The sequence below is a fragment of the Phytobacter sp. RSE-02 genome, from assembly GCF_040578655.1.
Classification (GTDB): domain Bacteria; phylum Pseudomonadota; class Gammaproteobacteria; order Enterobacterales; family Enterobacteriaceae; genus Phytobacter; species Phytobacter diazotrophicus.
Map to the genome: position 1 here is coordinate 535,764 of NZ_JBEULY010000002.1, position 12,630 is coordinate 548,393.

The 12,630-nt window shown below is 52.4% G+C and carries 12 protein-coding genes; 10 read left to right on the forward strand and 2 right to left on the reverse strand.

The genetic code is table 11. The annotated features are described in order from the left end of the window. Positions 1-5: 5 nt before the first annotated feature. Complete coding sequence (locus tag ABU190_RS06140; RefSeq protein WP_354690716.1) at positions 6-887, forward strand: LysR family transcriptional regulator; 882 nt, start codon at positions 6-8, stop codon at positions 885-887. Positions 888-969: 82 nt separating this feature from the next. Here the strand turns inward: ABU190_RS06140 and ABU190_RS06145 are convergent, their stop codons facing one another. Then, positions 970-1,767, reverse strand: a complete 798-nt coding sequence (locus tag ABU190_RS06145) for a helix-turn-helix transcriptional regulator (protein ID WP_039079249.1) — start codon at positions 1,765-1,767, stop codon at positions 970-972. A gap of 210 nt (positions 1,768-1,977) precedes the next feature. On the opposite strand from ABU190_RS06145, the gene cfa reads away from it, so the two are divergent. The 5 genes from cfa (at position 1,978) to ABU190_RS06170 (ending at position 6,599) form a co-directional block, all read left to right on the forward strand. Continuing rightward, positions 1,978-3,126 (forward strand): cyclopropane fatty acyl phospholipid synthase, encoded by a 1,149-nt coding sequence (cfa, locus tag ABU190_RS06150; protein WP_354690813.1) that lies wholly within the window; start codon positions 1,978-1,980, stop codon positions 3,124-3,126. 93 nt (positions 3,127-3,219) lie between these two features. Continuing rightward, positions 3,220-3,939, forward strand: coding sequence for a (Fe-S)-binding protein (locus tag ABU190_RS06155; protein ID WP_354690717.1), 720 nt, complete (start codon positions 3,220-3,222; stop codon positions 3,937-3,939). A gap of 9 nt (positions 3,940-3,948) precedes the next feature. Then, positions 3,949-5,382 carry a LutB/LldF family L-lactate oxidation iron-sulfur protein gene (locus tag ABU190_RS06160; protein WP_354690718.1) on the forward strand — a complete coding sequence of 478 codons (1,434 nt, stop codon included), beginning with the start codon at positions 3,949-3,951 and terminating at the stop codon, positions 5,380-5,382. Beyond that, on the forward strand, positions 5,382-6,077 hold the full coding sequence (locus tag ABU190_RS06165; RefSeq protein WP_354690719.1) for a lactate utilization protein C: 696 nt from the start codon (positions 5,382-5,384) through the stop codon (positions 6,075-6,077). Before ABU190_RS06160 ends, ABU190_RS06165 begins: the two co-directional genes overlap by 1 nt. A 123-nt stretch (positions 6,078-6,200) precedes the next feature. Next, complete coding sequence (locus ABU190_RS06170; RefSeq protein WP_354690720.1) at positions 6,201-6,599, forward strand: AraC family transcriptional regulator; 399 nt, start codon at positions 6,201-6,203, stop codon at positions 6,597-6,599. A 75-nt stretch (positions 6,600-6,674) separates the two neighbouring features. On the opposite strand, the gene ABU190_RS06175 is transcribed toward ABU190_RS06170, so the two are convergent. Next, positions 6,675-8,177: a sensor domain-containing diguanylate cyclase gene (locus ABU190_RS06175; RefSeq protein ID WP_354690721.1), complete on the reverse strand. Its 1,503-nt coding sequence runs from the start codon at positions 8,175-8,177 to the stop codon at positions 6,675-6,677. A 591-nt stretch (positions 8,178-8,768) separates the two neighbouring features. Here ABU190_RS06175 and ABU190_RS06180 point away from each other — a divergent pair. The 4 genes from ABU190_RS06180 to argE all read left to right on the forward strand — a co-directional run bounded on the left by ABU190_RS06180 (position 8,769) and on the right by argE (position 12,450). Continuing rightward, a complete protein-coding gene (locus tag ABU190_RS06180; protein WP_354690722.1) occupies positions 8,769-10,016 on the forward strand; it encodes an MFS transporter in 1,248 nt (415 codons plus the stop codon). A gap of 147 nt (positions 10,017-10,163) precedes the next feature. Further along, the gene (locus ABU190_RS06185; RefSeq protein WP_039079255.1) at positions 10,164-10,598 is read left to right on the forward strand and encodes a RidA family protein; all 435 of its coding nucleotides are present in this window, start codon (positions 10,164-10,166) and stop codon (positions 10,596-10,598) included. Between the two features lie 4 nt (positions 10,599-10,602). Next, positions 10,603-11,277: a DUF1028 domain-containing protein gene (locus ABU190_RS06190; protein WP_354690723.1), complete on the forward strand. Its 675-nt coding sequence runs from the start codon at positions 10,603-10,605 to the stop codon at positions 11,275-11,277. Between the two features lie 15 nt (positions 11,278-11,292). Continuing rightward, the gene (gene argE / locus ABU190_RS06195; protein WP_354690724.1) at positions 11,293-12,450 is read left to right on the forward strand and encodes an acetylornithine deacetylase; all 1,158 of its coding nucleotides are present in this window, start codon (positions 11,293-11,295) and stop codon (positions 12,448-12,450) included. Positions 12,451-12,630 lie beyond the last annotated feature (180 nt).

Here is a 12,630-nt window from a genome sequence, read left to right on the forward strand (position 1 = left end):
TAGATATGGAACTTCGTTATCTGCGGTATTTCGTCACGGTTGCACGCGAGAGACATTTCACTAAGGCGGCTAAAGCGCTGGGAATTTCGCAACCTCCCCTGAGCCAGCAAATCAAGCGGCTTGAGGAGGAAGTGGGTACACCGCTGTTCAGACGCCTGACGCGTGGCGTGGAGCTGACCGAAGCGGGAAAAGCCTTCTATGAAGACGCGTGTGAGATCCTGGCGTTGAGCGACATAGCAGTCGAAAAAGTTCGGGGTATTGCTCGTGGGCTCAACGGCAATCTGTCGATCGGGATTACCAGCTCAGACGCTTTTCATCCGATGATCTTCACGCTTATTCGCCATTTTCAGTTGCAGAACATGGCGGTGAAGATTCATCAACTGGAAGCCAACATGTCTTCTCTTACAACGATGCTGTCGGAGGGGGAACTGGACATTGCATTCGTCCGGCTGCCTTGTGAGAGCAGTAAAGCGTTCGAATTAAAGATACTGGACCGGGAACCCATGGTGGTGGTACTGCATCGCGATCACCCTCTCGCAGCAAGCGGTTCGCTGTCGCTTGAACAGCTCCGGGATACGCCAGTGGTTTTGTTCCCACAGGAGATTGCTCCGTGTTTATATGATCGCGTTTACTCCTGCTGCGCACGTTGCGGAATTGATATGCAAAACGCGCTACAGTGCTCACAGCTTTCGTCGTCCATCAGCATGGTGTCCGCAGGCAGCGGTTTTGCCCTGGTGCCGCAGTCGATGGTGGTCATTTCTCCGCCGAATGTTACTCATCATCCGCTTATCTCACCGACGCTCTATACCGAGATCGCGCTGTGCTGGCGACGTTTCGAACGCTCGCGAACGGTGAAACGTTTTTTGTCGATGCTGAGTGAAAAGTAAACGCAGCGCGGTTGTGCCCTGCTCTCTGAGGGACTTAAACACAAGGGCAATCTGAGTGCAGACGGTTTACCCAGTAAACAACCTAATACCGTGTCGGCGGCACGCCGAACATGGCGCGAAAAGCAAAGGTGAATGCGGCCGGGCTTGAATAGCCCAGGTCAAGGGCAACCTGTGTAACGCTACGCTTGTTTTTGAGCATCACAACGGATTCCAGCAAGCGCACGCGTTTTTTCCATTCACTGAACGCCACGCCGGTCTCTTTTTTGAAGCGACGTGAAAAAGTGCGCACCGACATGCCGCTATCGCAGGCCCACTTCTCAATGCTGTGCGCGTCACCCGGTGTTTTTTGGATCTGGCGGCAGACCTTCATCAGTAAAGGTGAGCCCGGCCAGGATATGGCCAGACCGGCATCCGGCAACCGTCTGAGTAACGAAATCAGCACTTGCACAAGTTGCCCATCCTCCCCTTTATCGTCATACAGCTCCGGCACATTTTGTGTCGCGTAGTGAATAAACTCACGCACGAAATCGCTGACCACCACCACTTTGCTGCCACTGAAAGCGATGGTGGCGAAATCGGCTTCAACATAGAGACTTTCCAGCAGCACGTCGCTCGTGGCAAGAATACGATGCGGCACATGAGCCGGGATCCACACGCCATAGAGAACGGGAACCACCAGCGTCTTGCCTTCGATTTCCACACGCATACTGCCGTTGCGCGCATAGAGGAATTCAGCGAAGGGGTGCTCATGCATGTCCACGCCCGTATCGCCCATCAAGGGGTAGCTGCGAAAGTAAACCGCGCGCGGCAATGCCATCAGCACCGGGGCGGGCTGGCCGTTCACCGGCTGACTCGGCGGTAACACTAACGTAGAGCACATAAGCACCTGGCCTCTATTCGATGAAGTTTGTCTTGATAGCACAGCGCAGACGAGGCGGGTTTACTGAATAATGAAGCGGTCATAAATCTGGTTCACCCGTCATGAATAATTTACCAGCCATCTGCCTGAGGGATAAGCCTTTTCGCAAACATTGACTGGCGTGACAGGGATATTTTCTGGCTGGCTGCACGCTACGTTAAAGGAGAGATGATGGCTAATGAATGTACCGTTGATGTGATCAGCAAACCAAACCACTGGCTGCGCATTGTGCAAGAACTGCTATCACAGGCGGGAATTGAAATTAATGGCGCTGAACCCTGGGATATCCGGGTACACGATACCCGTTTTTTTAAACGCGTTTTACAGCAGGGTTCGCTCGGTCTTGGCGAAAGTTATATGGAAGGCTGGTGGGACTGCAAACGGCTTGATATCTTTTTTGATAAATTGCTCCGCGCCCACCTGGACGAACAACGCCCCGCCCGTTTTTCCGATCTTCTGCGTATCGCGTTTGCCCGCCTTGTTAACCCACAGTCACGCAAACGCGCCTGGCAAGTCGGCGAAGTGCATTACGATCTGGGTAATGATCTGTTTAGCCGCATGCTCGATACCCACATGCAATACTCCTGCGGCTACTGGAAAGACGCCGATGAGTTATTTGTCGCCCAGGAAAACAAGCTGGCACTGATTTGCGAAAAATTACAGCTTAAACCCGGCATGACAATGCTGGATATTGGCTGCGGCTGGGGCGGTTTAGCAGAGTATGCGGCGCACCACTATGGCGTGCGGGTGGAAGGCATTACGATTTCCGCAGAGCAAAAAGCCTACGCCGAGAGCCTCAGTGCCGGAAAGGATGTGCGCATCCTGCTCCAGGATTACCGCGATCTGGATAAACAGTACGATCGTATCGTTTCTGTCGGCATGTTCGAGCACGTAGGGCCGAAAAATTACGCCACCTATTTTAAGGCGGTAGATCGCTGCCTGAAACCTGATGGTCTTTTTTTACTGCATTCCATCGGTTCGAATAAAACCCAATATAACGTTGATGCCTGGATCAATAAATATATCTTCCCTAATGGCTGCCTGCCCTCCGTAAAACAAGTCGCGCAGGCCTGTGAACCTTATTTCGTCATAGAAGACTTACATAATTTCGGCGCTGATTATGATAAGACCCTGATGGCATGGCATAGTCGCTTCAATAAGGCCTGGCCGCAATTGTCAGGAAACTACTCCCTGAAATTTCAGCGTATGTTCAACTATTACCTCACCGCTTGTGCGGGCGCATTTCGCGCCAGAAATATTCAACTCTGGCAACTGGTACTAAGCCGTGGCGTCTCCGGCGGGCTGCGCGTAGCTCGCTAAATACATAATTTAATAAGGTGACTAACAACACCATCACTGACTGTCTTATTTAAAAAAGACGCGAGTCATTACATTTTCCGGAAGCAAAATAATATGAATGTTAATTTCTTTGTCACCTGCATTGGCGACGCGCTTAAATCACGGATGGCCCGAAACAGTGTTCTGTTGCTTGAGCAACTGGGGTGTCGTGTCCAGTTTCCTGAACATCAGGGGTGCTGTGGTCAGCCAGCTATCAATAGCGGCTACATTACCGATGCCTTGCCGGGCATGAAAGCGCAGATTACCGCCCTTGAGATCAACGACGATCCCATTATTTCACCCGCCGGGTCGTGTATGAACGCGATTCGCCACTATCAGGACTGGCTGAGCGATGAACCAGACTGGGCAATGCGCGCGGCGAAAATTGCCAGCCGAATGGTTGATCTGACCTCGTTTATCGTAAACCAGCTTGGTGTCACGGACGTCGGTGCGCGCCTGCCGGGGCGGGCTGTCTATCATCCTTCGTGCAGTCTGTTTCGCAAGCTTGGGGTACGCGATGAACCTCTGACCCTGTTACGTAGCGTTCGCGAACTGGAAATCATCCCTTTTGCCGCTCAGGAAACCTGTTGCGGTTTCGGCGGCACCTTCTCGGTCAAGATGGCCGAAATCTCCGGGGAGATGGTGAAGGAAAAGGTGGCGCATCTTATGGAAGCCAGGCCGGATTATGTGATCGGCGCAGATGCCAGTTGCCTGATTAATATTGGCGGACGCTTGCAGCGCGAAGGCCACAACGTTCGTGTACTCCACATCGCCGATGTGCTGATGAGCCGCTAAGGAATCCCTATGTTTCTTAAAACCAGTAACCTGCCCTTTTATGATCGGGTACAGCAGCAAATCGACGATCCGGTGATGCGTCATGCGGTCGCGAACGCGCAGGACCGCATTGGCATTAATCGCCAGAAAATGATCGACGAACTTGAGAACTGGCCCGACTGGCGTACCCGCGCTGCGGATATTCGCGCCCATGTTCTCGAAAATCTGGATGCGTACCTCTATCAGCTCAGTGAAAAAGTCACCGCGAATGGCGGCACCGTTTTCTTTGCCAACACGCGCGAAGATGCCACCCGCTACATTTTGCAGGTTGCGCAGCAGAAGCAGGCCCGCAAAATCGTGAAATCGAAGTCGATGGTGACCGAAGAGATCGGCATGAATGCCGCGCTGGAGGCGGCAGGTATTGAGGTTGTCGAAACCGACCTGGGCGAGTATATCCTGCAACTGGCCAACGACGCCCCTTCCCATGTGGTTGTTCCTGCCATACATAAAGACCGCCATCAAATTCAGCGTGTCTTGCGGGAGAAATTGGGTTACGAGGGCGCCGAAACCCCGGAAGCGATGACACGCTTTATTCGCCAGAAGATCCGCGAAGATTTCCTCAGCGCCGATATCGGCATTACCGGATGCAATTTTGCGGTCGCAGAAACCGGGACGCTCAGCCTGGTGAGCAACGAAGGCAATGCCCGACTCTGCACCACCGTACCGCGAACGCACATTGCCGTGATGGGGATGGAGCGCGTGGTGCCCTCATTTGCAGAACTGGACATTATGCTGACCATGCTGGCTCGCAGCGCCGTGGGCGCCCGCCTGACCGGCTACAACACCTGGCTTACGGGCCCCGGTGGTCCCGCAGAAAGCGACGGGCCTGAGGCGTTCCATCTGGTGATTGTCGACAATGGTCGTTCGCAGGTGCTGGGTTCGCCTTTTCAGGATATCTTGCGCTGTATACGCTGCGGCGCCTGCATGAACACCTGTCCTGCCTACCGCCATATTGGTGGACATGGCTACGGTTCCATTTATCCTGGCCCTGTTGGCGCGGTACTCTCGCCGCTGCTCGGTGGCTATGAGGATTTCAAACACCTGCCCTATGCCTGCTCGTTATGTACGGCCTGCGATGACGTCTGTCCGGTTCGTATTCCCTTGTCTTCATTAATTCTTGAGCACCGCCGGACGCTGGCTGAAAGCGGAATGACCCCCGCGATGGAACGTCACACCGTGCATCTGTTCAATTACGCTAACCGTCATCACGCTCTGTGGAAGGTCGGTATGGTGGCGGGCGCACGCGCCGCGCAACTGATGATTCGCAACGGGAAGATGCCTTTTAGCATCGCCGCTATCCGCAAATGGACGGAAGCACGGGATCTGCCACAGGCGGATGGAGAAAGTTTCCGAAGCTGGTTCAAAACGCATCAAAAGCAACGTAAAAATGGGGAGGACGCATAATGGAAAACCGTGATGCCTTCATGCTAAACATTGCCCGGCAGCTCGGCCGTGAACCGCGCCGCATCCCTCAGCCATTGCCCACGACGCATGCAGCGCCGCTAAGAAGCCGCTATGCCGAGAAGATAGCACAGCAACCTTGCGACAGTTTTATGGCCTTTGCCGCACAGGTCATGCAGGCTCACTGCGAACGGGCCTCCCTTGCCACCCTGCCACAGGTTGCCGAACGTCTCTGTAAACATTATGGCGGCGGTCCGGTACTGATAAGCGGCGATGCCCGGCTGGTAAACGCGGGTATTACAGCGCACTTGCAGAAGACGTTCCCGACACACTGCTGGACCTCGCCGGAAAGAGAAGACAATTTGCGTAACGCCGCTGCGGCAAATATCGGTGTGGTCTTTGCCGAATACGGTCTTTGTGAAACAGGCGGCGTCGTGCTGTTTTCCTCTCCCTTGCAAGGGCGTTCCATCAGCCTGCTTCCCCCGACGACATTGTTTGTTATCTACAAGAGCCGGTTACTGGCTGGCGTCACGCAACTGGCTGAGATCCTTCGCCAGCGGGTGCAGTCAGGCGAAACACTGCCCTCCTGTATCAATCTCATCGCCGGGCCAAGCTCAACGGCGGATATTGAACTGATTAAAGTCGTTGGCGTTCACGGGCCGCTGAACGCAGTCTATTTGATTATTGAAGACTGCTGATGCAATAAACGGACACGCGAAGATTTGCTCTCAGCCGGCCCGGAGAAAGCGATTATTATTTCTGTCGGGGGACGCTGCTATATGACGGTGGCTCCCCTGATGCTGCCAATAAAAGGTGTTGATATGACAAAGGAAAGCGCATTATCCCTGATGAGGTTAACGATAAAGGACATTATCGACTGGATAGAGTGCAATATTGCAACGCCTTTGCCACTCAAGGTGCTGGCGCAAAAATCTGGGTATTCTGCCTGGCATTTCCAGCGGGGATTTAAAAAAATAACGGGTATGACTCCTGGCGTATATATACGCTATCGAAAAATGGTTATTGCCCGCGATTTACTCCACGATACCCGCCATTCAATCACCGATATTGCCATGCATCTGGGTTACCGACAGCAGTCAACATTCTGTCGCGCGTTTCGCGAACATTATCATCGCACGCCCGGGCAATATCGTCTTTGGGTGAAGGAAAAGCATTACAGCGGAAGTCAGGTCAATCCTGTGGTGACCACGAACCGTTAATCTATTTGCTCGATAGCATTTATTCAACGGTTTTAAAAACAATCCAGAAAAGCGAGCCAATTCAGTAAGAAGCTGTCAGATCATGCTAATCTGGTTGCGGCCGGAAAACTTCGCACGATAAAGTGCCGTATCGGCACTTTCAATAAGTGACGTTCCGTCATCGTCCAGATCTGTCGCGCGTGCATGTGAAACACCTATGCTGACACTCACCACCCCAAAGGGGCTGGCTTCATGGGTTATTCTTTCGCTGATGATATTACGCGTAATCGACCCGGCAATTCTCTTTGCTAATTCTGGTTCTATTTCGGGTAAGATAACCACAAACTCTTCTCCGCCATACCGGGCTGTCACAGCATTAAACTCTGTTAAACTCGCTTTTATTATTGCCGCCACATTGCGTAAACAGTCGTCTCCGGCCACATGGCCATACTTATCATTGTAATTTTTAAAAAAATCAACATCGATCAGCAATAGTGATATCGATTTTTTATTTCTCGCACAATCCGAAATTGTTTGAGGGAAAATATCATCAAACTCCCTGCGGTTAGCCAGACCAGTTAAACTGTCAACCGAAGCCATCTCTTTTAATTGTGCATTAGCAGACATCAATGACTCTTTTGCATTTGTAAGTTCTTTATTAAGCTGCACACGTCTGCTCATTTCTTTAAAAACATAACTGCCTGAAAAGCAAGCACATCCAACAAGGAATATAATGGTCGCGCTCAGAATCTCAGCGTGATGCCGCCATGAATTTAAGGCTTCATCTGTACTTACCGCAACCGTTGTGACTAACCCATAACGCTTATTTTTCTGAAAAGCGAAAATACGCTCAATATGGTCAACACGAGAAACCACGGTTGCCGTTCCTGAGTCACTCTCTTTCAAATAATGCGTGAACAGAAGCGAATCAGAGAACGCCTTTCCGATATATTCCTCACTGAACGGAAAGCGGACCATAAGTGTTCCTGAATCGCTAATCAGCGATATTGAACCATTTTTGCCAATATCTAATTTGCCGTATGTTTCCAGAAAATTTTCAACGTTCAGCGTTAAAACGACCACACCTCTGAACAGGGCATTAGCATCCTCCAGCCTTCTACTGATGGTAATAACCCACTTACCCGTTGTTCTGCTGACAACAGGAGGACCAATAAAGATATTTTTAGAGGGATTATTACGATGATAGATAAAGAAGGACCTGTCTGCGCCATTTCTGCTTCCCTTGGGGATATCACGCATGGCAAGGATCTCCCCTCCATTTTCATCGTAAATGACGATATTATTCAGTTGTTCAAGAAATATTGTTTGTTCCGACAAGAGTGTTCGAATGCGTGAGATATTCTGATGATTTAGCCCATAGATTTCTGTCATGCTGGAAATGGTTTTTATAAGCATCTCACCTTGACGAATAATGCCTTCCGAATAAGTATCAAGCGTGCGACTTAAGTTTATGACATTTATATTAAGCTCATTTATAGTCTGAGTACGCGCAGAGAACATCTGGAATGTCAATAAAACTGAAGCGATAAGGAAAGCAACCGTGACCACCAGTGATATAAATAATTTCTTTTTCTTCATGTTGCTTACCCATACCTGCAACTAAAAAAACACCAGAGCATGCAGAAATCTGTCCAATCACATACGCGCATAGTATGTCATCAGAAAAGGCAAAATAAAATAGGAACATGCATCGTAACAATATCGAGAGTGCGCTGTGAAACCGGCGCCTGATGCCCCCGTTTAAGTACCCGCATACTGTATCGATTCTCAATTTCATCAAAAAAGCAGGCAAATCATCTCACTTGCAAGTTGCGCAACAAACGGTGAATGTGCAATAAGTTTGCGTGACGCAACATTACAAATGCGATAAGTGAATCGCGGCTGTTAACTTATCGCGAGAAAATTCAAGTAACACACTGGTTAATATTTAAATTGATATAGTAACCTTATTTAAAATAGTACATAAGTCAGGGTGCAAACCTGTTTAGCCGTTCTGAATCTTAACCCTTATGATGTCTGCAAAAAAGAGTCGGACCACACGGCAATAAAATAAAAAACCGCCCTAACAGAGCAGAACCCCGAATGCTTATGCAAAATAAACTTTCAAACGTTATTTTCGCCAGGGGAAATTTAATGTAAAGATACTCTTTTGTACCGTGGAGCGAATGCATGAGCCTGACGTCCGGTCCCCCCGATAACACGCATCCGGTTAGCGTCGAAAAGTCACAAAGCCGCAAAGTTCTTGGAGCAACCAGTCTTGCTCACCTTTTCCATGACGGCGCCACCGACCTGCACTATGTCCTTTTTGCTATCTGGCAGCAGCAATTCGGGCTTTCCATGGCTCAGATAGGCCTGCTTAAAATGCTGTTCTCCGGCGCGATGTCAGCCTTTCAGATCCCCGCAGGGGAATTAGGTCGAAAGTATGGCGAACGTAAAGTCTTAATGGCTGGCACCCTGCTTTTGACCGTCGCGCTGCTCCTCTACGGTACCTCATCAACGCTGATACAGCTCATGGTATTGATTGTCATCGGTGGTCTGGGCGCCAGCGTTCAGCATCCCTTATCGTCCAGTTTTATTACGCAATATTATTCCGCGAAGCAGTCCCGTATTGCACTTAGCACATATAACTTCTTTGGTGATGTCGGCAAAGGGGTGATTCCCAGTACGCTGTCGGCCTGCCTGCTCATCATCTCCTGGGGAAGCGCCCTGCAGTGGATTGCTCTCTTTGGCTTCCTCGTCACCCTGGGCCTGTACCTGTTATTGCCGGTTGGCAGCAAGGCCGCGCAGGCAAAGCCGCTCGCCGCCAAAGAGACACATAGCCAGCCTCATCAACAGGCGCTACATCTTCCCGACTCCTTACGTAGAAGGGCTTTCGCCGCGCTATGCGTGATCGGCAGTATTGATAACGCAACGCGCACGGGCACGCTGACGTTTCTGCCTTTTTTGATGGCCGCCCGCGGGGCTTCGGCGACGCAAATTGGCTTTGCGTTGACCTTAATCTTTATTGGCGGGGCATTTGGTAAACTGGTTTGCGGAATATTGTCGACCCGGCTTGGTATCATCAAAAGCGTCGCGGCCAGTGAGATAATCACCTCCGCTATCGTGCTGGGGATGGCATTTGCCCCGCTGCACGTTATCTGGTTATTGTTGATTCCTCTGGGTGTGGCGCTGAACGGCACCTCCTCGATTCTCTATGGCAGTGTTGCCGAGCTATCCCGCCCGCAACAGCAAACCCGCGCGTTTGCCATTTTCTATACCGCGTCACTGGGGTGTGGTGCCCTGATGCCCGTCATCTACGGTATGGCAGGCGATGTGATGGGGGTACAACACACCTTAATTCTTGTCGCGCTGCTGGTGCTTTGCATCCTGCCTTTGCTCATTCCCATCAGAAGCGCAACCAGGTATAGCGGGCAGTAAGTGACGAAAACAGTCTCCCTGACACCCGTCGCTCAAGGCCTGGACGGGTGTTCGCATTTTCTAAACTAAAGCCTCGGATTATGCTGTTTTGTTTGTTTTGCCTGGGCGGGTATACCTTGCGGGGAACCCACTTACTGGCAGGACACGATGAGCACACATACCCGCATTCGCAAATTTAATACCAAAGACACCTACCCCAATCAGTCACTGGATAACGATCTTTGCCAGGCCGTTCGTGCAGGCAATACCGTGTACGTGCGCGGCCAGATTGGCACCGATTTCGACGGTAATCTGGTGGGGCTTGGCGACCCGGCAGCCCAGGCTGAGCAAGCGATGAAGAACGTAAAACAGCTACTGGAAGAGGCGGGCAGCGATCTGTCGCACATCGTCAAAACAACCACCTATATCATCGACCCCCGCTATCGCGAGCCGGTTTACCAGGTTGTCGGCAAATGGCTAAAGGGGGTGTATCCCATCTCAACCGGACTGGTTATTTCCGCGCTGGGTCAGCCGCAGTGGCTGATGGAAATCGATGTTATCGCGGTGATTCCGGACGAATGGCAAACCCCTGGGGGAGAATAAGATCATGACGATATCGATTATTGGTCGCTGCGCGCAAACCGGTCAGTTGGGCATTGCCATCAGCTCATCCAGTATCGCGGTGGGCGCTCGCTGCCCCTGGCTGCGCAGCAAGGTTGGCGCGGTCTCAACCCAAAACATCACCTTACCGGCGCTGGGGCCGCGTATTCTTGACAGATTACAACAGGGCGAGAGTGTCGAAACCGCGCTGAAAAGCGGCCTGGACACGGATGACTATTCTTTGTATCGGCAAGTGACCGTGCTAACCGCCGGGGGTGAAAGCGCCTTCTACAGCGGCGAAAAAACCCTGGGGGTTAACAACGCCCTGAGCGGCGAGAACTGCGTGGCGGCGGGCAACATGCTCGCGGATCCCAATGTCATTGTCGCGATGATAAACGCGTTCGAACAGCAATCCGGCCATCTTGCTGACAGGCTCATTGCCGCCATGCAAGCGGGCCTGCGCGCAGGCGGGGAAGCCGGTCCGCTGCATTCGGCGGCGCTGTCGATCGTGGATTCTCACGTCTGGCCGATAGTGGATTTGCGCGTCGACTGGGCTGACGCCGCCCCCATCGATGAACTCGGCAAACTCTGGCAGGCTTACCAACCCCAGATGCAGGACTATTTAACGCGGGCGCTCGATCCCCGTAGCGCGCCGGGTTACGGCGTACCCGGCGATGAGTAACGGCAAGGAGATCTGATGATGACCAGCCGTGAAATGCTGGAACAACTGGTGGCGTTTAACACCACCAGCCGCGAATCTAATCTGGCGCTGATCGAATTTGTCGGGCGCTATTTAACCGGGCTCGGCGTTGATTACGAATTGATTCACAACGCCGAAGGCAGCAAAGCCAATCTGTATGCGCGGTTTGGCCCGCCAGGTCACGGTGGCGTTATGCTATCGGGCCACAGCGATGTAGTGCCCGTGGACGGGCAGAACTGGAGCGTTCCCCCTTTCGCCCTGACGGAGCGCGATGGCAAACTGTATGGTCGTGGCACAGCGGACATGAAAGGCTTTATTGCCTGCATTCTCGCCGCCATCCCCCACTTTCTTGCGCAGCCGCTGGCGCAACCGCTGCATCTGGCCATTTCGTATGATGAGGAAGTCGGATGCCTCGGGGTGCGGACTTTGCTGGATGCGCTCTCCGCTCGTGCGGACAAGCCCGCTATCTGCCTGATTGGCGAACCCACTGAACTGCAACCGATTCTTGGTCACAAAGGCAAACTCGGCATGCGTTGTGAAGTACAGGGCGCCGCCTGCCACTCGGCTTATGCGCCGCAGGGTGTCAATGCCATCGAATATGCCGCAACGCTTATCCATCATCTGACGCTAATCGGCCAGCGGCTGGCCGCGCCGGAACATCATGATGGGCGTTTTGATCCCCCTTTTACCACGGTGCAAACGGGTCTTATCCAGGGTGGCCGGGCGCTGAATATCGTGCCCGCCGACTGTACCTTTGACTTTGAGGTGCGAACATTGCCGCAGGATGATGCGCAGGAGGTGGCCCGTGAGCTGGAAAGTTACGCACAGCGCGAACTCCTGCCCACAATGCGCGCGGTAAATCGTGACGCCGCGATCCGCTTTTATCCCATCAGTAGTTACCCCGGTTTGTACACCGCCGCGCAAAGCGCCGCCGCACGGCTGGTCGCCCATCTCACCGGATCGGAAAAATTCAGCACCGTCGCCTTCGGGACCGAAGGCGGGTTGTTCCATCAGTCCGGTATTCCCAGCGTGATATGCGGGCCAGGCAGTATGGCGCAGGGCCATAAGCCGGATGAGTTCATTACCATCGAACAGCTAAACGCCTGTGACGCCCTGCTACGCCGCCTTGCGACCTGGATGTGTCAAAAAAGCTGACACTGTCGCGACATCATCCCCTCTGAGGTTCCCTTCATTGCAGGGCGTGCGCCGGCTCGCCCTGCATCCCTCTGCTTCGCGTTATCTCTGCTTTACCTTTTCCAAACACCAGCTTCGGGAAGCACTAACCGCGTCTTCGGCGTTTAAGCCGTATGCTGGTTTCAGGCATTTGATAGCCCC